This window comes from Streptomyces sp. NPDC059256, from assembly GCF_042753785.1.
Taxonomy (GTDB): domain Bacteria; phylum Actinomycetota; class Actinomycetes; order Streptomycetales; family Streptomycetaceae; genus Streptomyces.
On sequence record NZ_JBHYZO010000005.1, the window covers coordinates 317998 to 338766 of the forward strand.

The 20769-nt window shown below is 68.8% G+C and carries 20 protein-coding genes; 10 read left to right on the forward strand and 10 right to left on the reverse strand.

Translation table 11 applies throughout. The annotated features are described in order from the left end of the window. Positions 1 to 44: 44 nt before the first annotated feature. From ACFXJL_RS15305 to tkt, 6 genes are all read right to left on the reverse strand, one after another. Positions 45 to 599 carry a hypothetical protein gene (locus ACFXJL_RS15305; protein ID WP_384692538.1) on the reverse strand — a complete coding sequence of 185 codons (555 nt, stop codon included), beginning with the start codon at positions 597 to 599 and terminating at the stop codon, positions 45 to 47. A 170-nt stretch (positions 600 to 769) separates the two neighbouring features. Then, positions 770 to 1552: a 6-phosphogluconolactonase gene (pgl, locus tag ACFXJL_RS15310; RefSeq protein ID WP_329017041.1), complete on the reverse strand. Its 783-nt coding sequence runs from the start codon at positions 1550 to 1552 to the stop codon at positions 770 to 772. Continuing rightward, entirely contained in the window at positions 1549 to 2601 is a 1053-nt protein-coding gene (gene opcA, locus ACFXJL_RS15315) for a glucose-6-phosphate dehydrogenase assembly protein OpcA (RefSeq protein WP_384692542.1), read from the reverse strand. The genes pgl and opcA overlap by 4 nt, the downstream gene beginning before the upstream one ends. Further along, the gene (gene zwf, locus ACFXJL_RS15320; RefSeq protein WP_358877653.1) at positions 2598 to 4130 is read right to left on the reverse strand and encodes a glucose-6-phosphate dehydrogenase; all 1533 of its coding nucleotides are present in this window, start codon (positions 4128 to 4130) and stop codon (positions 2598 to 2600) included. Before zwf ends, opcA begins: the two co-directional genes overlap by 4 nt. A gap of 5 nt (positions 4131 to 4135) precedes the next feature. Next, entirely contained in the window at positions 4136 to 5254 is a 1119-nt protein-coding gene (gene tal, locus ACFXJL_RS15325) for a transaldolase (RefSeq protein ID WP_358877652.1), read from the reverse strand. A gap of 42 nt (positions 5255 to 5296) precedes the next feature. Then, positions 5297 to 7384, reverse strand: a complete 2088-nt coding sequence (gene tkt, locus ACFXJL_RS15330; RefSeq protein WP_384692546.1) for a transketolase — start codon at positions 7382 to 7384, stop codon at positions 5297 to 5299. A gap of 297 nt (positions 7385 to 7681) precedes the next feature. On the opposite strand from tkt, the gene ACFXJL_RS15335 reads away from it, so the two are divergent. Both ACFXJL_RS15335 and ACFXJL_RS15340 read left to right on the forward strand, forming a co-directional pair. Further along, positions 7682 to 8623, forward strand: coding sequence for a heme o synthase (locus ACFXJL_RS15335; protein WP_358877650.1), 942 nt, complete (start codon positions 7682 to 7684; stop codon positions 8621 to 8623). 188 nt (positions 8624 to 8811) lie between these two features. Then, a complete protein-coding gene (locus ACFXJL_RS15340; protein WP_358877649.1) occupies positions 8812 to 9144 on the forward strand; it encodes a hypothetical protein in 333 nt (110 codons plus the stop codon). Positions 9145 to 9374: 230 nt separating this feature from the next. On the opposite strand, the gene ACFXJL_RS15345 is transcribed toward ACFXJL_RS15340, so the two are convergent. From ACFXJL_RS15345 to ACFXJL_RS15360, 4 genes are all read right to left on the reverse strand, one after another. Beyond that, positions 9375 to 10367 carry a COX15/CtaA family protein gene (locus ACFXJL_RS15345; protein WP_358877648.1) on the reverse strand — a complete coding sequence of 331 codons (993 nt, stop codon included), beginning with the start codon at positions 10365 to 10367 and terminating at the stop codon, positions 9375 to 9377. A gap of 84 nt (positions 10368 to 10451) precedes the next feature. Next, positions 10452 to 11591 (reverse strand): hypothetical protein, encoded by a 1140-nt coding sequence (locus ACFXJL_RS15350; protein ID WP_384692550.1) that lies wholly within the window; start codon positions 11589 to 11591, stop codon positions 10452 to 10454. Between the two features lie 169 nt (positions 11592 to 11760). Then, positions 11761 to 12528 (reverse strand): ABC transporter permease, encoded by a 768-nt coding sequence (locus tag ACFXJL_RS15355; RefSeq protein ID WP_358877646.1) that lies wholly within the window; start codon positions 12526 to 12528, stop codon positions 11761 to 11763. Positions 12529 to 12586: 58 nt separating this feature from the next. Further along, entirely contained in the window at positions 12587 to 13513 is a 927-nt protein-coding gene (locus ACFXJL_RS15360) for an ABC transporter ATP-binding protein (RefSeq protein WP_358877645.1), read from the reverse strand. Positions 13514 to 13927: 414 nt separating this feature from the next. Between ACFXJL_RS15360 and ACFXJL_RS15365 the strand changes: the two genes are divergently transcribed. The 8 genes from ACFXJL_RS15365 to ACFXJL_RS15400 all read left to right on the forward strand — a co-directional run bounded on the left by ACFXJL_RS15365 (position 13928) and on the right by ACFXJL_RS15400 (position 20666). Further along, positions 13928 to 14710 (forward strand): ArsR family transcriptional regulator, encoded by a 783-nt coding sequence (locus tag ACFXJL_RS15365; protein ID WP_358877644.1) that lies wholly within the window; start codon positions 13928 to 13930, stop codon positions 14708 to 14710. Continuing rightward, positions 14707 to 16128, forward strand: a complete 1422-nt coding sequence (gene sufB, locus ACFXJL_RS15370) for a Fe-S cluster assembly protein SufB (protein WP_358877643.1) — start codon at positions 14707 to 14709, stop codon at positions 16126 to 16128. The genes ACFXJL_RS15365 and sufB overlap by 4 nt, the downstream gene beginning before the upstream one ends. A gap of 97 nt (positions 16129 to 16225) precedes the next feature. Continuing rightward, positions 16226 to 17410: a Fe-S cluster assembly protein SufD gene (gene sufD, locus ACFXJL_RS15375; protein ID WP_384692554.1), complete on the forward strand. Its 1185-nt coding sequence runs from the start codon at positions 16226 to 16228 to the stop codon at positions 17408 to 17410. Beyond that, complete coding sequence (locus tag ACFXJL_RS15380; protein WP_358877641.1) at positions 17407 to 17724, forward strand: non-heme iron oxygenase ferredoxin subunit; 318 nt, start codon at positions 17407 to 17409, stop codon at positions 17722 to 17724. The genes sufD and ACFXJL_RS15380 overlap by 4 nt, the downstream gene beginning before the upstream one ends. Positions 17725 to 17731: 7 nt before the next feature. After that, complete coding sequence (gene sufC / locus ACFXJL_RS15385) at positions 17732 to 18496, forward strand: Fe-S cluster assembly ATPase SufC (protein ID WP_329016995.1); 765 nt, start codon at positions 17732 to 17734, stop codon at positions 18494 to 18496. Between the two features lie 88 nt (positions 18497 to 18584). Further along, the gene (locus ACFXJL_RS15390; RefSeq protein WP_329016993.1) at positions 18585 to 19853 is read left to right on the forward strand and encodes a cysteine desulfurase; all 1269 of its coding nucleotides are present in this window, start codon (positions 18585 to 18587) and stop codon (positions 19851 to 19853) included. A gap of 13 nt (positions 19854 to 19866) precedes the next feature. Further along, positions 19867 to 20331 carry a Fe-S cluster assembly sulfur transfer protein SufU gene (gene sufU, locus ACFXJL_RS15395; RefSeq protein ID WP_329016991.1) on the forward strand — a complete coding sequence of 155 codons (465 nt, stop codon included), beginning with the start codon at positions 19867 to 19869 and terminating at the stop codon, positions 20329 to 20331. Continuing rightward, entirely contained in the window at positions 20328 to 20666 is a 339-nt protein-coding gene (locus ACFXJL_RS15400; RefSeq protein ID WP_329016989.1) for a metal-sulfur cluster assembly factor, read from the forward strand. Before sufU ends, ACFXJL_RS15400 begins: the two co-directional genes overlap by 4 nt. Positions 20667 to 20769 lie beyond the last annotated feature (103 nt).

Here is a 20769-nt window from a genome sequence, read left to right on the forward strand (position 1 = left end):
GCCAAGGAGGCGCTCAGGAGGCGCTCAGGAGATGCGGAGAGGCGTCAGTGGCCGGTCGCCGGATAGAGGCAGCCCGTCTCCGGGTAGGGCCCATTCACACTCGCCCAGGTCTGGCTCTCGACCACCCGTCCGGTGACACAGCCGGTCGTACCGATACGGATGCCGAAGGCCGTGCCCCAGGAAGCGTCGGGATCCGAGTCGTCCCACGCCGACCAGGGGCGCTGGACCTCCATGCGTGAAGCGTCGAAACCAAGGTCGAGCAGTGCCGGGAGCACGTCTTCCGGTTCGATGCGGCCCTGGCGGCGCAGCTTCTCCACCACGGGGCGGATCCGGTCGACCGCCTTCTTTGCCGCCGCCGCGTCACCAGGGGTGATCTCGCCCGCCCTGCGGTAGGCGTTGTTCTCGCGGTTGTGGGGTGCGCCGTCCACCACGCCCTCCTCCACATAGGGGCTCGGCCCGGATGCGGGTGGCTTGGAGGATGAGGGCGGGGGACCGCTGGTGCCGGAAGCGGCCCCTTGGGTCCCGCACGCGCTGAGCGCCGCGGCCGTGGCCATCCACAGCGCCGCTCCGACAGCAGTGGTCCGCTTTCCCCAGGACATGGCGCCTCCCCACGGGTGCCTTGGGAGCACCCTCCACCGAACATACCGGTGGCCCGGTCCGAGCAACGGACCGGGCCACGAGGGCAGTTGAAGCAACCGCTCAGATGCCGGACGCCAGATGCCAGATGCCAGGCACCGGACAGCAGCCGTCAGGCTCCGGCCGGACACACCTAGGCGGAGGCCGGTGGGTAGAGGTCCCGGGGCAGCTCGGATGCCGCTGCCGCGTCCAACAGCCAGAGTGTCCGGCTGCGTCCTCGGGCGCCCGCGGCCGGGGCCTGGATCTCGCCCGCTCCCGACAGTGCCATCGCCACGGCGTTGGCCTTGTCCTCGCCCGCGGCCAGCAACCACACCTCACGGGCCGCCCTGATCGCCGGAAGCGTCAGGGAGATCCGGGTCGGCGGCGGTTTCGGCGCACCGCGCACTCCGACCACCGTGCGCTCGGTCTCCCGCACGGCGGGCAACTCCGGGAAGAGCGAGGCCACATGGGTGTCCGGCCCGACGCCCAGCATCAGTACGTCGAAGGTGGGCACCGGACCATGGTCCTCCGGGCCGGATGCGGCAGCCAGCGCCTGTGCGTAGGCGGCGGCTGCCGCCTCCACGTCACTGCCGTACGCACCGTCCGAAGGGGCCATCGGATGCACCCGCGCCGGGTCCACCGCCACCCGGTCCAACAGCGCCTCGTGGGCCTGGGTGACATTGCGCTCGGGGTCCCCGTCCGGCAGGAACCGCTCGTCGCCCCACCACAGATCGAGGTGCTGCCAGTCCACCGCGTCCCTGGCGGGTGAGGTCGCGAGGGCCGCCAGCAGGGCATTGCCGTTACGGCCGCCGGTGAGCACCACCGAGGCCGAGCCGCGTGCCGCTTGCGCATCCACGATCCGGGTGATCAACCGGGCCGCGGCGGCCTGCGCCATCAACTCCTTGTCGCGGTGGACGACCAACTGCGGAGCGCTCACTTGGCCGCCGCCTTGCGTGCGGGGGCCTTGCGAGCGGTGGCAGGGGCCGCCTTCTTCTCCGCGGCGGGCTCGGCCACCGGACGGGCGGCGTCCGATGTGCCGGGGCGTGCCCCGTCGCCGTCGCTGTCGTCCAGCCGGTCCACACCGAAGCGCAGCGTCGCCTCGTAGGTGTCGTCCGGGTCCAGCCTGCGCAGCTCCTCCGCGATCAGTTCCGCGGTCTCACGGCGTTTGAGGGCCACCGCCCGGTCGGGCTGCCCATGGATGGCGAGGTTCGCCAGGGACCCGTCGGCGCGGTCGAGGACGATCGGGCCGCTGCTCGTCTCCATGCGGACGGCCGTCAGGCCCGGCCCCGAGGAGAGCGAGCGCCGCACCGGCACCGAGAGCCGGTCCGCCAGCCACATGCCCAGCAGTTCCACACTGGGGTTGAACTCCTCGCCCTCCACCTCGACCGAGGTGACGTCGCAGACCACCTGGTCCAGGGCGGCGGCGAGCATGGAGCGCCAGGGGGTGATCCTGGTCCAGGCCAGATCCGTGTCCCCGGGGGTGTAAGCCTCGGAGCGCGCGGTCAGCTCGTGGATCGGCCGCTCGGCGGCGTAGCTGTCGGTGACCCGCCGCTGGGCGAGTGCGCCCAGCGGGTCCTTGGCGGGGTCCAGCGGCGCGTTGATCGGCCACCAGACCACCACCGGGGCATCGGGGAGCAGCAGCGGCAGCACCACGGACTGGGCGTGGTCGGTGACCTCGCCGTACAGCCGCAGTACGACCGTTTCACCGTTGCCGGCGTCCGCGCCGACGCGCACCTCGGCATCCAGCCGCGTCTGCGCCCGGTCCCGCGGTGAGCGGGAGACCCGCTTGATGACCACGAGGGTCCGCGAGGGGTGCTCGCGGGACGCGTCGTTGGCGGCCTTCAGCGCGTCGTAGGCGTTCTCCTCGTCCGTGACGATGACCAGGGTAAGGACCATGCCGACGGCCGGGGTGCCGACCGCTCGGCGCCCCTGCACCAGCGCTTTGTTGATCTTGCTGGATGTGGTGTCCGTGAGGTCGATCTTCATGGGCGACGCCAGCTCCGTCCGTCTCGTGCGAGCATTTCGTCCGCCTCGATCGGGCCCCAGGTCCCGGACGGATACTGGGCGGGCTTGCCGTTGTTGTCCCAGAAGGTCTCGATGGGATCGAGGATCTTCCAGGACAGCTCGACCTCCTCCACCCTCGGGAAGAGGTTCGAGTCACCGAGCAGGACATCGAGGAGGAGTCGCTCGTACGCCTCCGGGCTCGACTCGGTGAAGGACTCCCCGTAGGCGAAGTCCATCGAGACGTCCCGCACCTCCATCGAAGTGCCCGGAACCTTGGAACCGAACCGCAGCGTCACCCCCTCGTCCGGCTGCACCCTGATCACCAGGGCGTTCTGCCCCAGCTCCTCGGTGGCGGTGTGGTCGAAGGGGGAGTGCGGCGCGCGCTGGAAGACGACCGCGATCTCGGTGACCCGGCGCCCGAGGCGCTTGCCCGTCCGCAGGTAGAACGGCACGCCCGCCCAGCGGCGGTTGTCGATCTCCAGCTTGATCGCCGCATAGGTGTCGGTCGTCGACTTGGGGTCGATGCCCTCCTCCTGGAGGTAGCCGACGGCCTTGGCGCCGCCCTGCCACCCAGCCGCGTACTGGCCGCGTACGGTGTCCGCACCCAGGTCCTTGGGCAGCCGTACCGCGCCCAGCACCTTGGTCTTCTCCGCGGCGAGCGCGTCGGCGTCGAAGGAGGCGGGCTCCTCCATGGCGGTCAGTGCCAGCAGTTGCAGCAGGTGGTTCTGGATGACGTCCCGAGCGGCACCGATGCCGTCGTAGTACCCGGCCCGGCCGCCGATGCCGATGTCCTCGGCCATGGTGATCTGCACATGGTCGACGTACGACCGGTTCCAGATCGGCTCGAACAGGGTGTTCGCGAACCGCAGCGCCAGAATGTTCTGGACGGTCTCCTTGCCCAGGTAGTGGTCGATGCGGAAGACCTCGTGGGGCGGGAAGACCTCGTGCACCACCTGGTTGAGCTCCTTGGCCGACACCAGGTCGTGGCCGAAGGGCTTCTCGATGACGGCCCGTCGCCAGGAACCCTCCTTCTGGTCGGCCAGGCCGTGCTTCTTCAGCTGCTTGACCACCTTGGGGAAGAACTTCGGCGGCACCGACAGATAGAAGGCGAAATTGCCTCCGGTGCCCTGTGCCTCGTCCAGTTCGGTGATCGTCTTCTTCAGCGTCTCGAACGCGTCGTCGTCCCCGAAGTCGCCCTGGACGAAGCGCATCCCCTGGATGAGCTGCTGCCAGACCTCCTCACGGAACGGAGTACGGGCATGTGCCTTGACCGCGTCGTGGACCTCCTGTGCGAAGTCCTCGTTCTGCCACTCCCGACGGGCGAACCCGACCAGGGAGAAACCCGGCGGCAGCAGTCCGCGATTGGCCAGGTCGTAGACGGCGGGCATCAGTTTCTTACGGGACAGGTCACCCGTGACACCAAAGATGACCAGGCCCGACGGCCCCGCGATGCGCGGGAGCCGTCGGTCGGCGGCGTCACGAAGCGGATTTGCTTCGCCGGTACCGAACAAGTTCGTCAGCCCTCCGAGGGGGCGAGGCGCTTGAGCTCTGCCTCGGTCGACTTGAGCAGATCGTTCCAGGCGGCCTCGAACTTCTCGACGCCTTCGTCTTCCAGCAGCTTGACGACATCGTCGTACGAGATGCCCAGCTCCGCGACCGCAGCCAGCTCGGCGCGCGAGGCGTCGTACGTGCCGCGCACCGTGTCACCGGTGATCTGGCCGTGGTCCGCGGTGGCGTCCAGGGTGCTCTCGGGCATGGTGTTCACCGTGCCCGGTGCGACCAGCTCGTCCACGTACAGCGTGTCCTTGTACGCCGGGTCCTTGACACCCGTCGACGCCCACAGCGGACGCTGCTTGTTGGCGCGGGCACGGTCCAGCACCGACCAGCGGTCCGAGCCGAACACCTCCTCGTACGCCTCGTAGGCCAGGCGCGCATTGGCGAGTGCCGCCTTGCCGCGGGCGTCCTTGGCCTCGGCGGTCCCCAGCGCGTCGAGCTGCTTGTCGATCTCGGTGTCCACGCGGGAGACGAAGAAGGAGGCCACCGAATGGATCTTCGACAGATCCAGTCCGCGCTCCTTGGCCTTCTCCAGGCCCGCCAGATAGGCGTCCATCACCTCGCGGTACCGCTCCAGCGAGAAGATCAGCGTGACGTTGACGCTGATGCCGTTCCCGATGGTCTCGGTGATCGCGGGCAGGCCGGCCTTCGTCGCCGGGATCTTGATCAGGGTGTTGGGGCGGTCCACCAGCCAGGCCAGCTGCTTGGCCTCGGCGACCGTCGCCAGGGTGTTGTGGGCCAGACGGGGGTCGACCTCGATGGAGACCCGGCCGTCCTGACCTCCGGTGGCGTCGAACACCGGCCGCAGGATGTCGGCGGCGTCCCGCACGTCCGCCGTCGTGATCATGCGGATGGCTTCCTCGACGGTGACCTTGCGCGCGGCCAGCTCCGTGAGCTGCCGCTCGTAGCCGTCACCGCTGCTGATCGCCTTCTGGAAGATCGACGGGTTGGTGGTCACGCCGACCACGTGCTGCTGGTCGATCAGCTCGGCGAGATTCCCCGAGGTGATCCGCTTGCGCGACAGGTCGTCGAGCCAGATCGCGACGCCTTCGTCGGTCAGGCGCTTGAGTGCGTCTGTCATGAGGGTTGCATCTCCTGCTTGATACTCAGTCGTTTAACGGCGTCAGCGTGCTGCGGCGGCGAGAGATTCCCGCGCGGCGGCGGCAACCGCGTCCGCGGTGAATCCGAACTCGCGGAACAAGACCTTCCCGTCCGCCGATGCACCGAAGTGCTCCAGCGAGACGATCCGGCCCGCGTCGCCCACGAAGCGGTGCCAGGTGAGCCCGATGCCGGCTTCCACCGCCACCCGCGCCCTGACGGCGGGGGGCAGCACCGCGTCCCGGTACTCCTGGTCCTGCTCGTCGAACCACTCGACCGACGGCATCGAGACCACCCGGGTCGGCACACCGGCCGCCTGGAGCTGATCCCGCGCCTCGACCGCGAGCTGCACTTCGGAGCCCGTGCCGATGAGCACCACCTGGGCGTCGCCGCCCTCGGCCTCGAACAGCACATAGCCGCCGCGCGCGGCGTCCTCGTTGCGCGCGTACGTCGGCACGCCCTGACGGGTCAGCGCCAGACCGTGCGGCGCACCCACGCCGAACTCCTTCGTGTACCTCTTCAGGATCTCGCGCCAGGCGATCGCCGTCTCATTGGCGTCGGCCGGGCGGACGATGTTCAGCCCCGGGATGGCCCGCAGCGATGCCAGGTGCTCCACCGGCTGGTGGGTCGGGCCGTCCTCGCCCAGGCCGATCGAGTCATGCGTCCACACGTACGTGACCGGCAGGTGCATCAGCGCCGACAGCCGCACCGCGTTGCGCATGTAGTCGGAGAACACCAGGAAGGTGCCGCCGTAGATACGGGTGTTGCCGTGCAGCGCGATGCCGTTCATCACGGCCGCCATCGAGTGCTCGCGAATGCCGTAGTGGACCGTGCGGCCGTACGGGTTGGCCTCCGGCAGCGGGTTGTCCGCGGGCAGGAACGACGACGTCTTGTCGATCGTGGTGTTGTTGGAGCCCGCGAGGTCGGCCGAACCGCCCCACAGCTCGGGCAGGAGCGCACCGAGCGCCTGGAGGATCTTGCCGGACGCCGCCCGGGTCGCGACGCTCTTGCCGGGCTCGAAGTCCGGGATCGCCTCTTCCCAGCCCGAGGGCAGCTCGCCCGCGCGGACGCGGTCGAACTCGGCCGCGCGCTCCGGGTTGGCCGTACGCCAGGCGGCGAACGTCTTCTCCCACTCGCCGCGCGCCTCACGACCCCGGTCCAGTGCCCCGCGGGTGTGCGCGATGACCTCGTCCGTGACCTCGAAGTGCTGCTCGGGGTCGAAGCCGAGGACGCGCTTGGTGGCCGCGACCTCCTCCTCGCCGAGCGCCGAACCGTGCGCAGCCTCGGTGTTCTGGGCGTGCGGGGCGGGCCAGGCGATGATCGAACGGGCCGCGATGAAGGACGGCCGCTCGGTCTCCGCCTGCGCCGCCTTGAACGCCCGGTACAGGGCCGCCGGGTCGAGGTCGCCGTTCTCCTGCTGCTCCACGCGCTGGACGTGCCAGCCGTACGCCTCGTACCTCTTGAGGGTGTCCTCGGAGACCGCGGTCTCCGTGTCGCCCTCGATCGAGATGTGGTTGTCGTCCCACAGGAGGACCAGATTGCCCAGCTTCTGGTGACCGGCGAGCGAGGACGCCTCGGCGGCGATGCCCTCCTGGAGGCAGCCGTCACCGGCGATGGCGAAGACGGTGTGGTCGAACGGCGAGGTGCCGGGCGCCGCGTCCGGGTCGAACAGACCGCGCTCGTAGCGGGCGGCCATCGCCATGCCCACGGCGTTGGCGACACCCTGGCCGAGGGGACCCGTGGTCGTCTCGACACCGGTGGTGTGGCCGTACTCCGGGTGGCCGGGGGTCTTGGAGCCCCAGGTCCGGAACGCCTTCAGATCGTCCAACTCCAGGCCGAAACCGGCCAGGTAGAGCTGGGTGTAGAGGGTCAGCGACGAGTGCCCAGCGGAGAGTACGAACCGGTCCCGACCGGTCCAGTCCGCGTCCGCGGGGTCGTGGCGCATCACCTTCTGGAAGAGCACATAGGCGGCGGGCGCGAGGCTCATGGCCGTACCGGGGTGGCCGTTGCCGACCTTCTGTACGGAATCCATGGCCAGGACGCGGGCGGTATCAACGGCCCGCTGATCCAGATCGGTCCACTCAAGGTCTGTGGTGGTCGGCTTGGTGCTCACCCTGGGTCAGGGCTCCTCTCCACATGTCTGCGCACGTGCTTCCACGTGCCGTCCCCCGGTGACGCGAAAGCACCGGGCGCCATCGAGCCTACCCGCGACACGGCCGACGGCCCGTCGGTGAAGCTGCCGGCCCACCCGTGGGAGCGTTGCCGCAGGCAGGGCCGGGCGTTCAACACGAGCGCACCCCCGTGCGGAGCGGCGCACGGGCAGCCTCTAAAGTGACGTCGTACGCGCAAGCCATGACCGGACCCTTTCCTGTGGCCCGGGGCTTGCTGGGAGTCTCTGTCAGGGGTGTGCGTGACGGCCGTCGAATCCCGTCCAGCGGGGGTGCTTGGGACCAGCCCCGGCGCCCGGCCGTTCGGGGCCAGGGTCAAAGCATTCGTGGCCCTCACCAAGCCACGGATCATCGAGCTGCTGCTCATTACCACCGTGCCCGTGATGTTCCTCGCGGCGCAAGGTGTGCCTGATCTTTGGCTGGTGCTCGCCACCTGCTTCGGTGGCTATCTCTCCGCGGGCGGCGCCAACGCGCTGAACATGTACATCGATCGCGATATCGATGCCCTCATGGACCGCACCTCGCAGCGGCCCCTCGTCACCGGCATGGTGTCGCCGCGTGAGGGCCTGGTGTTCGGCCTCACGCTCGCGGTCATCTCCACGCTCTGGTTCGGGCTCCTGGTCAACTGGCTGTCCGCCTGGCTCTCGCTCGGTGCCCTCCTCTTCTACGTCGTCGTCTACACGATGATCTTGAAGCGGCGCACCTCGCAGAACATCGTCTGGGGCGGCATCGCGGGCTGTATGCCGGTACTGATCGGCTGGTCGGCGGTCACCAACTCGATGTCCTGGGCCGCGGTCATCCTCTTCCTGGTCATCTTCTTCTGGACGCCGCCGCACTACTGGCCGCTGTCGATGAAGGTGCGGGAGGACTATGCCCGCGTCGGTGTGCCGATGCTGCCCGTGGTCGCCTCCAACCAGGTGGTGGCCCGCCAGATCGTCCTCTACAGCTGGGTGATGGTCGCGGTCTCACTGCTGCTGACCCCGCTCGGCTACACCGGTTGGTTCTACACCTCGGTGGCGCTGGCCACCGGTGGTTGGTGGCTCTGGGAGGCCCACGCCCTCCAGGCCCGAGCCAAGTCGGGTGCGACGGGCGGCAAGCTCAAGGAGATGCGCCTCTTCCACTGGTCGATCACCTATGTGTCGCTGTTGTTCGTGGCGGTCGCCGTGGACCCCTTCGTCAGCTGACGGCCCCTGCCGGCCCCGCGCCTTTGGTGCGGGGCTTCGTGCGTTTCGGGGCTTGATGTGCGGCCCGTTTCGCGGGCGGCCACTTCCGTGGTGCACGCGTCCCGTACGAGGGGTGGACCGCTGCGCGTGGCAGACACCACGCGCACCCGCCGTCGCCAGCGGGCGTACCCGTGAGTAGCATCGCGATCATGGCAGACATCACGCAGTCGGAGCGCCGCGCGGAGCGCAAGGCGGCCAAGCTCGCCCGGGAGATCGGCTCCTTCTCCCGCGTCCACGGGGGCGCCGAAGGGCAACTCGCCTACCTGGGACAGGCCGGTACCCGGATCGTCCTCGTCGGGGAGGACGGGCGCTGGGGCGATCTCGTCGCTCCCACCCATGCGATCGCCGTGGCCGCCGCCGAGAAGGCCGGCCTCACGCTCCACGACTCCTTTGACGGGGACTTCGCGGCCAAGGTCCGCACCGGGCGCTACGAATGGACCCGGATGGCGGGCATCCAGGTCGGCGGACCCGCTCAGGACTGACGGCCGCGCAAGGACACGGGAGAGACGGCCTCCGGACCACCGGAGACCGTCACCACCGGTCGAGCATCGTTGCTGGAGTACCCCTGTTCGCGTCCGCAGCGCTCGCGGGGCGGTCGGGTGGGGGCGAACTGCTGTTCACCGCGGGGGCGTGTCACCGCGGGGGCACGGATCGCGGCGCTGACCTCAGGGCCGTCTTGGACCCCGCCGCCCGTGGTGCCCCGTCCGGGCCGTCAGATCGAGGAGAGCGCGGGGTCGCCGCTCTGCGCGGGTACGGAGGCGGGTGCCTGCGAGCGCTCCCGCAGGCTCAGCGCCAACCGGAGCACGGCGATCCACATCAGGGCCGAGCCGAACATATGGGCGCCCACCAGGATCTCCGGCACGCCGGTGAAGTACTGGAGGTAGCCGACTCCGCCCTGGAGCAACAGGATGACCAGCAGATCCCGGGAGCGGGCCCGGATGTCGAGAGGCGCGTCCACCACCCGCAGCACGAACCACATCGCGAGGGCCAGTGCGCAGACCACCCAGGCGGAAGCGGCATGGACGTGCGCGGCGTTCGCCCAGTCCCACGGCATCCGCGGCACATCGCTGCTGTCGCCCGCGTGCTTGCCCGAGCCGGTCACACTGGTGCCCAGAACGATCAGCACCACCGAAGTGAGGACGATCGCCCAGGACAGTTGGCGGACCGGGCGAGGCACCCGTGGACGAGGGGCCGCATCCGTCTCACCCGCCCGGTGCCAGGTGATGACGGCCACCGTGAGCAGCGCGTTCGCGGCGAGGAAGTGACCGGCGACGGTCCAGGGGTTGAGACCCGCCCAGACGGTGATACCGCCGAGGACGGCATTGCTGAGCACGATCCAGAACTGCGCCCAACCCAGCCGGGTCAGGGAGTACCGCCGCGGATTGGCCGAGCGGGCGGCGATGATGGCCCACCCCACAGCGGCCGACAGCACATAGGTCAGCATCCGGTTGCCGAACTCGATCGCACCGTGCAGGCCCTGCTCCGGAGTGGCGAAGAGACTGTCGTCCGTGCACTTGGGCCAGGTGTCGCAGCCGAGACCTGAACCGGTGAGCCGGACCGCTCCGCCGGTGACGATGATCAGCACGGTCATCACGACGGCGGACAGGGCGGCACGCCGGACGATACGGGGAGACGCGGTCCAGCGTTGGGCGATGAGAGCGAGGGGGGTCTGCACGGGCCTATCGTAGGCGGGTGCCTTGTGCATGTTTTCACGAGGGGTGGGATCGGCCGGCGCGTCGCTCTGAGCAGCGCAGACCCAACCTACGGCTCTCAGCGCGCCGCATCAGGGTCAGCGCACTGCATCAGGGGTCGCCGTGCCCGTGCTCGCCGTGTGCGTGACACAGAAGCGGGAGCCGTCCAGATGGCCTTCCTCCTCCCACCACACGGCGATCCGCCACTGCGCCGCCCCCGGTGGCCGCACGGGTCCGTTCAGGAAGGCGTCCACCAGATCGGCGGCCACCGCCGCCGCGCTGAGGTCCGTCACCGCGTCCGTACCGCGCCACGGGTGCGCCAACGCCGTCCAGGGGGCACCGTCCTCCTCCCGGGTGTCGAAGCGCCAGACCGCACGCCATGAGCGCGCCCGCAGCATCCGCCGCACCTCGGACAGTGCCAGGCCCAGTCCGGCCGCGATCACTTCAGGTTCGACGCCTTCGACCCGCGCGGCGACCACGGCGAGCGGCAGCAGCTGTTCGGGAAGCAGACCCTCGGCGTGCAGCCGAGTGAGCCCGCCGTGGAAGGGGCAGCGCCGCAGCCTGCGTTCCAACTGATCACCCAGGTGTTCCAGCGCGGCGGCCCGCACGGTCGTCGGCGTCCCGACGTCCGGTGGCAGGGCGTGGAACTCGCGCTGTGACCGAACCGCCCACGCCGCCGCCTCCACCGGGTCGCCGAGTTCCTCCAGCCGATCGCCGAGGAAGGCATGGGACTGGGCCAGCCCCTGACGGTTGCGCGGATCGCGGGGGTCGAGCCGTTCCCAGACCTCGATGGCACGGCGCGTGGACGCGAGCGCGGCGCAGCCGTCGGCCCGGTCCGCGGCCGGCGGGCGGTCGCCGCCCTGACGGAAGGAGTAGCGCGGTAGCCCCAACTCGTCGCTGAGGGGCTCGGCGAGGTAGAGCGAGTGGCTGATCAGGGCATGGGCGTACCAGCGAGCGTGTTCGGGGTCCTCCTCGGCGGGGCCGGCGCAGCGTCGCAGCGCCTCTCGTACGGCGCTGAGGGCTGCTGTCCGACGGCCCGCGTCGAAGTGGTGGCGGGCCAGATCGGTGTAGCGGAGCCCGAGTCGGGCCGCGAGCGGGGGGTCCGTGTCCGCGTGGGGAGTGAGGGCGGCGATCACCTCGCGCAGCTTCCGCTCGCGTGCGGCCGATGCGACACCCGCCCGACCCGATCTGACCCGTGTCCACTCCGCGTCCAGTCGCAGTGCCGCGGTCCGCTCCATTCATGCCTCCCACGCGCAGATCGCACTGATCTTGGTAGGCACATACTGGCGCGGGGGTCAGTACCAGCGGAAGACGCCGGACATCAACCGGGACAGGGAAGTCGGAACATCGTCCATCGAACCATCACCCGCGAAGCCGTCGGAGGCTTCGCTCCGCGGGGCCCTGCGGCTACTCCCAGCGGAAGTAGCGGGCCGCCGCGCCCAGGCCGAGAATCGCCCAGAGCGCCAGCACTCCCAGGTCCGCCCAGGGCAGCGCGGCCCCCTGTTGCAGGACGTCACGCAGCCCGTCGGAGAGCGCGGAGATCGGCAGCAGGGAGAGCACCGACTCCACACCGTCCGGGAACCGGTCCAGCGGCACGATCACGCCACCGCCCACCAGGAGCAGCAGGAACACCAGGTTCGCCGCGGCCAGCGTGGCTTCCGCCCGCAGGGTTCCTGCCATCAGCAGCCCGAGTCCGCTGAAGGCGGCGGTGCCGAGTGCCAGCAACAGCAGTACGGAGATCGGATTGCCCCGTGGAGACCAGCCCAGCGCCAGGGCGATGGACGTCAGCAGGGCGATCTGGAGGAGTTCGGTGACCAGGACCGACAGCGTCTTGGCGCACATCAGGGCCCAGCGGGGGAGCGGTGAGGCACCGAGCCGCTTGAGGACTCCGTACCGGCGTTCGAAGCCGGTGGCGATCGCCTGCCCGGTGAAGGCGGTGGACATGACCGCGAGGGCGAGCACGCCGGGGGCCAGGAAGTCGACCGCTTCGGAGCTTCCCGTGTCGATGATGTCCACGGTCGAGAACAGCACGAGCAGCAGGGACGGGATGATGACCGTCAGCAGCAGTTGCTCGCCGTTGCGCAGCAGCATCTTCGTCTCGAACACCGTCTGCGCCGCGATCATGCGGCCGAGCGGGGCGGCACCGGGCCGCGGTGCGTACGTTCCGGCGCTCATGGGCGCAACCCCTCACGGAGGGCGGACGGCCGTGGGCCGCCCGCGATGGTGTTCCGGGTCATGCCCGTAGCTCCTTGCCCGTCAGCTCCAGGAAGACGTCCTCCAGGGTGTGCCGCTCCACGGAGATGCCGTCCGGCATGACCCCGTGCTGTGCGCACCATGAGGTGACGGTGGCCAGCAGTTGGGGACCCACCTCGCCCGATATCCGATAGGCACCCGGGGTCAGTTCGATCGCTTCGGTGCCATCGGGCAGCGCTTTGAGCAGGGAGCCGACGTCGAGTCCTGGCCTGCCGGTGAAGCGCAGGGTGTTCTCGGCGCCGCCCCGGCAGAGCTGCTCGGGGCTGCCCTGGGCGATCACCTGGCCGGCGTCGATGATCGCGACATCGTCCGCCAGTTGTTCCGCCTCGTCCATGAAGTGGGTGGTCAGGACGGTGGAGACGCCGTCGCTGCGCAGTTCCCGCACCAGGTCCCAGGTGGAGCGGCGGGCCTGAGGGTCGAGGCCGGCGGTGGGTTCGTCCAGGAAGACCAGTTCGGGACGGCCGACGACGGCCATGGCGAGCGCGAGCCGTTGCTGTTGGCCGCCGGAGAGCCGGCGATAGGTGGTCCGACCGCAGCCGCCGAGGCCCAGCCGCTCGATCAGGGCGTCCACGTCCAGCGGATGGGCGTGGAGCTTCGCCATGTGGCGCAGCATCTCGTCGGCGCGGGCACCGGAGTACACCCCGCCGGACTGGAGCATCACACCGATCCTGGCGCGCAGTCGTGCGGCGTCGGCGATCGGGTCGAGACCGAGGACCCGCACGGTGCCGGAGTCGGCACGGCGGTAGCCCTCGCAGATTTCGATGGTGGTGGTCTTGCCGGCCCCGTTCGGACCGAGGACGGCGGTCACCAGAGCGGGGAAGACGTCGAGGTCGAGGCCGTTGACGGCAGTCTTCGATCCGTACCGCTTGGTCAGGCCCCGGATCTGGACGACCGGCTCGCTTCGCATATGCGGAGTCTAGGCGGGTGCTCGCTCTCCTCGGAGCGCGCCCCCGGGGAGAGCGAATGCGAGGGGCGAATACCGGCCGAAATGAACTTTTGGTGTTGCACTCGCCCTTCCGCCGGGTCCACAGCCAGCGAGCGGACTTTCTCCGCCACGATGGCGGATCCTCCCGAGGAAAGGGCAGCGGCGAGGGCTGGACCTGCGCTTTCGGCCCTCTTGCAAAAAATTCCCCTTGGATACGATCAAGGTCACCGAGCGTCCCGATCCAGGGGCTGAATATCCGGTAAAATGCCTGGCCAGAGTGGGTTTGATCAACCGCCGGCGAGTGGGCTAATTAGGTAACCCTAAGTGATGAAGCGCACCGCCCCCGCGCCCGGACGGCGGTTGTCACGTCCAGCGGAATTACGCAACAATGGTGTTGTGAAAAACGTTGGCGAGTCCCCCAGGGAGGAACTTGCGACCGGAACGCGCGGGGATCATCCGACGCGCAACCGGGTCGCGCGGTCCGTCCTGGACCATGGCCCGTCCACCGTCGCCGATCTGGCCGGCCGTCTGGGACTCACCCAGGCAGCCGTCCGCCGACACCTCGACACCCTCGTCGCGGAGAACATCGTCGAACCCCGCGAACAGCGGATCTACGGCGCCCGCACCCGGGGCAGGCCCGCCAAGGTGTTCGCCCTGACCGCCTGCGGTCGGGACGCCTTCGACCAGTCGTACGACTTGCTGGCCGTGGACGCCCTCCGCTGGATCGAGAAGGCCGCGGGCGGCGGAGCGGCAGGCGAAGCGGCCGTCGCTGCATTCGCACGCGATCGGATCGAGGGTCAGGCCGAGCCCTATCGCGAGGCCGTCGAGGCCGCGCCCCCGGAGGGGCGCACCGAAGCGCTTGCGAAGGCGCTCAGCGCCGACGGGTACGCTGCTACGGCGCGTAGCGCGCCGGGCCCCCAGCAGGGCGAACAGCTCTGTCAGCACCACTGCCCGGTCGCTCATGTGGCCGAGCGCTACCCACAGCTGTGTGAGGCGGAGACGGAGTTCTTCTCCCGTCTGCTCGGCACCCATGTACAGCGTCTGGCCACCATCGCCCACGGCGACGGTGTCTGTACGACGTTCATCCCGCGCAATCGGCCCCATCTGGCCGGTCACGGGAGCTCACAGACCACCACACCATCAGCATCTGGAAGCACGGCCGGGAGGAACCCCGCATGACTCTCCCCACGGAGACTGCCCACCCCGAACTGGAAGGGCTGGGTACGTACGAGTTCGGCTGGGCCGACTCCGACGCGGCAGGCGCGGCGGCCAAGCGTGGCCTCTCCGAGGCCGTCGTCCGCGACATCTCGGCGAAGAAGAACGAGCCGGAGTGGATGCTGAAGCTGCGCCTGAAGGGGCTGCGGCTGTTCGACAAGAAGCCCATGCCGAACTGGGGCTCGGATCTGTCGGGCATCGACTTCGACAACATCAAGTACTTCGTGCGCTCCACGGAGAAGCAGGCGGCCTCCTGGGAGGACCTGCCCGAAGACATCAAGAACACGTACGACCGGCTGGGTATCCCGGAGGCGGAGAAGCAGCGCCTGGTCGCCGGTGTCGCCGCGCAGTACGAGTCCGAGGTCGTCTACCACCAGATCCGTGAGGACCTGGAGGAGCAGGGCGTCATCTTCCTCGACACCGACACCGCGCTGAAGGAGCACCCCGAGCTCTTCCAGGAGTACTTCGGCACCGTCATCCCGGTCGGCGACAACAAGTTCGCCTCGCTGAACACGGCGGTGTGGTCCGGCGGCTCGTTCATCTACGTGCCGAAGGGTGTCCACGTCGACATCCCGCTCCAGGCGTACTTCCGTATCAACACGGAGAACATGGGCCAGTTCGAGCGGACGCTGATCATCGTCGACGAGGACGCCTACGTCCACTACGTCGAGGGCTGTACCGCGCCCATCTACTCCTCGGACTCGCTGCACAGCGCCGTGGTGGAGATCATCGTCAAGAAGGGCGGCCGGTGCCGCTACACGACGATCCAGAACTGGTCGAACAACGTCTACAACCTGGTCACCAAGCGCGCCGTCGCGTACGAAGGCGCCACCATGGAGTGGGTCGACGGCAACATCGGCTCGAAGGTGACCATGAAGTACCCGGCCGTCTACCTGATGGGCGAGCACGCCAAGGGCGAGACCCTGTCCATCGCCTTCGCCGGCGAGGGCCAGCACCAGGACGCCGGCGCCAAGATGGTCCACATGGCCCCGAACACCTCCTCCAACATCGTCTCCAAGTCGGTGGCGCGAGGTGGCGGCCGTACCTCCTACCGCGGTCTGATCGAGATCGGCGAGGGCGCGCCCGGCTCCAAGTCCAACGTGCTCTGTGACGCCCTGCTGGTCGACACCATCTCGCGTTCGGACACCTACCCCTACGTCGACGTCCGCGAGGACGACGTCTCCATGGGGCACGAGGCGACCGTCTCCAAGGTCTCCGAGGACCAGCTCTTCTACCTGATGAGCCGCGGCATGACCGAGTTCGAGGCCATGGCGATGATCGTGCGCGGCTTCGTCGAGCCGATCGCCAAGGAACTGCCGATGGAGTACGCGCTGGAGCTCAACCGGCTGATCGAGCTCCAGATGGAGGGATCGGTCGGCTGACCCCGACCCCCTCACCGCCGGGGCGGGCGCATCCGTGCCCGCCCCACATGCGACTGAATCCTTGACCCGAAGGCAGAGAGAGAGCACGACGACAGCCATGGCTGAGGCTCAGAACATTCCGGCGGGGTCCACCACCGCCGGCGCGATCGCGGTGGCCGCCGAGTCGACCGTCGCCACCCGTATGAGTGCGCCCCCGTCGTACGACGTGGCGGACTTCCCGGTCCCTCACGGCCGTGAGGAGGAGTGGCGCTTCACGCCCCTCGACCGGCTCGGCGGGCTGCACAACGGCACCGCCGTTGCGAACGGCGGCGGAGTGAAGGTCGTCATCGACGCGCCCGACGGCGTCATCGTCGAGACCGTGGGCCGTGACGACGCGCGGCTCGGCAAGGCCGGCATGCCCGTGGACCGGGTCGCCGCCCAGGCGTACTCCTCCTTCGCGCAGGCGTCGGTCGTCACCGTGCCCAAGGAGCAGGTGCTCACCGAGCCGATCCGCGTCGCCGTCCACGGCGAGGGCGGCACCGCCTTCGGCCACCAGGTGATCGAACTCGGCGCGTTCGCCGAGGCGGTCGTCGTCATCGACCACACGGGCGATGCGGTTCTCGCCTCCAACGTCGACTACGTCATCGGTGACGGCGCCAAGCTCACCGTCGTCTCCGTGCAGGACTGGGACGACAAGGCCGTCCACGTGGCCCAGCACAATGCGCTGATCGGCCGGGACGCCTCGTTCAAGTCCGTCGTGGTCACCTTCGGCGGGGACCTGGTCCGCCTCCACCCGCGCGTCTCGTACGCGTCCACCGGTGGGGAGGCCGAGCTGTTCGGCCTCTACTTCACGGACCAGGGCCAGCACCAGGAGCACCGCCTCCTCGTCGACCACAACAACCCGCACAACAAGTCCAACGCCGTGTACAAGGGCGCGCTCCAGGGCCAGGACGCCCATGCGGTGTGGATCGGCGATGTCCTGATCCGGGTGATGGCCGAGGGCACCGACACCTACGAGATGAACCGCAACCTCGTCCTCACCGACGGTGCGCGCGTCGACTCCGTGCCCAACCTGGAGATCGAGACGGGTGAGATCGTCGGCGCCGGCCACGCCAGCGCCACCGGCCGCTTCGACGACGAGCAGCTGTTCTACCTGATGGCCCGCGGCATCCCGGAGCAGGACGCCCGTCGGCTCGTCGTGCGCGGCTTCTTCGCCGAACTGGTCCAGCAGATCGGGCTGCCCGATGTCGAAGAGCGCCTGATCGCCAAGATCGAACAGGAGCTGGAGGCGTCGGTCGCATGAGTTTCGTCCGTGCCTGCGGGCTGAGCGAGCTCGAAGAGGACACCCCGAAGCGGGTGGAACTCGATGGCACCGCGATCTCGGTCGTCCGTACCGAGGGCGAAGTGTTCGCGATCTACGACATCTGCTCCCACGCGAACGTCTCGCTCTCCGAGGGCGAGGTGGAGGACTGTCAGATCGAGTGCTGGCTGCACGGTTCCGCCTTCGACCTCCGCACCGGCAAGCCGTCCGGACTGCCCGCGACGCGCCCCGTCCCCGTATACCCCGTACAGATCCAAGGGGACGATGTGCTCGTCTCCATCACCCAGGAGTCCTGAGTCACCCATGGCAACGCTTGAAATCCGCGACCTGCACGTCTCCGTCGAGGCCGACAACGGCTCCCGGGAGATCCTCAAGGGCGTCGACCTGACCGTGAAGCAGGGCGAGACCCACGCCATCATGGGCCCCAACGGCTCCGGCAAGTCCACCCTCGCCTACTCGCTCGCCGGCCACCCCAAGTACCAGATCACCAGTGGCACGGTCACCCTGGACGGCGAGGACGTCCTGGAGATGAGCGTGGACGAGCGGGCGCGCGCCGGCGTCTTCCTCGCCATGCAGTACCCCGTCGAGATCCCGGGTGTCTCGGTCTCCAACTTCCTGCGCACCTCCGCCACCGCGATGCGCGGTGAAGCACCCAAGCTGCGTACGTGGGTGAAGGAGGTCCGGGAGACCATGGAGCGCCTCCACATGGACCCCGCCTTCGCCGAGCGCAACGTCAACGAGGGCTTCTCCGGCGGTGAGAAGAAGCGCCACGAGATCCTTCAGCTGGAGCTGCTCAAGCCGAAGATCGCCATCCTCGACGAGACGGACTCCGGCCTCGACGTGGACGCGCTGCGCGTCGTGTCCGAGGGCGTCAACCGCGTCCGCGAGTCCGGCGAGGTCGGCACCCTGCTCATCACGCACTACACGCGCATCCTGCGCTACATCAAGCCGGACCACGTCCACGTGTTCGCCAACGGTCGGATCGCCGAGTCCGGCGGCCCCGAGCTGGCGGACAAGCTGGAGGCCGAAGGCTACGAGGCTTACACCAAGGACGGCGTATCCCAGTGAGCGACGCACGCGAGGCCACCGGCCCGCAGCTGATCTGCCGCGGGCGGGTGCGCCTCGCGGGCGGCAATGAAAGTGGAAGGGGAAGGCTGTGACCACTGTCCGGCAGGGGCTTGACGGCCTCCTCGACACGGAATCGATCCGCAAGGACTTCCCGATCCTGGATCGGGTCATCCACGACGGCAAGAAGCTGGTCTACCTCGACAGCGCCGCCAGCTCGCAGAAGCCGCGCCAGGTGATCGATGCGATCACCGACTACTACGAGCAGCACCACGCCAATGTGCACCGCGGCGTCCATGTGCTCGCCGAAGAGGCCACGGCACTGTACGAGGGCGCCCGTGACAAGGTGGCGTCGTTCATCAACGCGCCCAGCCGCGACGAGGTCATCTTCACCAAGAACGCCTCGGAGTCGCTGAACCTCGTCGCTAACATGCTCGGCTGGGCCGATGAGCCCTACCGCGTGGACAGCGACACCGAGATCGTCATCACCGAGATGGAGCACCACTCCAACATCGTGCCGTGGCAGCTGCTCGCGCAGCGCACCGGCGCCAAGCTGAAGTGGTTCGGGCTCACCGACGACGGTCATCTCGACCTCTCCAACATCGAGGAGATCATCACCGAGAAGACGAAGATCGTCTCCTTTGTGCTGGTCTCCAACATTCTGGGCACCCACAACCCGGTCGACGCCATCGTGCGCCGCGCCCAGCAGGTCGGCGCACTGGTCCTGATCGACGCCTCCCAGGCGGCGCCCCACATGCCGCTGGACGTCCAGGCGCTCCAGGCCGACTTCGTGGCCTTCACCGGCCACAAGATGTGCGCGCCCACCGGCATCGGCGTGCTGTGGGGACGGCAGGAACTGCTGGAGGACCTGCCGCCGTTCCTCGGTGGCGGCGAGATGATCGAGACCGTCTCCATGCACTCCTCGACCTACGCCCCGGCGCCCCACAAGTTCGAGGCGGGTACGCCTCCGATCGCCCAGGCCGTCGGCCTCGGGGCGGCCGTGGACTACCTCAACGCGATCGGCATGGACAAGATCGCCGCCCATGAGCACGCGATCACCGAGTACGCGGTGAAGCGGCTGCTTGAGGTACCCGACCTGCGCATCATCGGCCCGAACACGGCCGAGGAGCGGGGTGCGGCGATCTCCTTCACACTGGGGGACATCCACCCCCATGACGTGGGCCAGGTCCTCGACGAGCAGGGCATCGCGGTCCGGGTCGGGCACCACTGCGCGCGGCCGGTGTGCCTGCGCTACGGAATTCCCGCGACCACCCGGGCGTCGTTCTATCTGTACTCCACGCCCGGAGAGGTCGATGCGCTGATCGACGGGCTGGAGCACGTCCGACAATTCTTCGGGTAGGGCGGTTGTTGCTGTGAAGCTTGATTCGATGTACCAGGAAGTCATCCTGGACCACTACAAGCACCCGCACGGGCGCGGTCTGCGTGATGGCGATGCCGAGGTGCACCACGTCAATCCGACCTGCGGCGACGAGATCACCCTGCGGGTGAAGTACGACGGCTCCCGGGTCGCGGACGTGTCCTACGAGGGCCAGGGCTGCTCCATCAGCCAGGCCAGCGCGTCCGTCCTCAACGAGCTGCTGGTCGGCAAGGAACTGGCCGAGGCGCAGAAGATCCAGGCCACGTTCCTGGAGCTGATGCAGTCCAAGGGCAAGATCGAGCCGGACGAAGCGATGGAAGAGGTGCTGGAGGACGCGGTCGCGTTCGCCGGTGTCTCCAAGTACCCGGCGCGGGTCAAGTGCGCGCTGTTGAGCTGGATGGCGTGGAAGGACGCGACCGCGCAGGCGCTGGGCGACGGCCCTGAGAGGAAGACGGCATGACCGAGAACACAGGAGCCGCGCTCAAGCCGGCCTCCGAGGAAGAAGTCCGCGAGGCGCTGTACGACGTGGTCGACCCCGAACTGGGCATCGATGTCGTCAACCTCGGGCTGATCTACGGCATTCACATCGACGATGCCAATATCGCCACGCTCGACATGACGCTGACGTCGGCTGCCTGTCCGCTCACCGATGTGATCGAGGACCAGGCGAAGTCGGCGACGGACGGCATCGTGAATGAGCTGAAGATCAACTGGGTCTGGATGCCGCCGTGGGGCCCGGACAAGATCACTGACGATGGGCGCGAGCAGCTGCGCGCACTGGGCTTCAACGTCTGACCCGTACGCCACCTGTACCTCACCCGTACATCCCGTGCAGCGGGGAACGGCCGTACCGACCGGAGTGACCGGTGGGTGCGGCCGTTGTCGTGTGCGCGCTCCG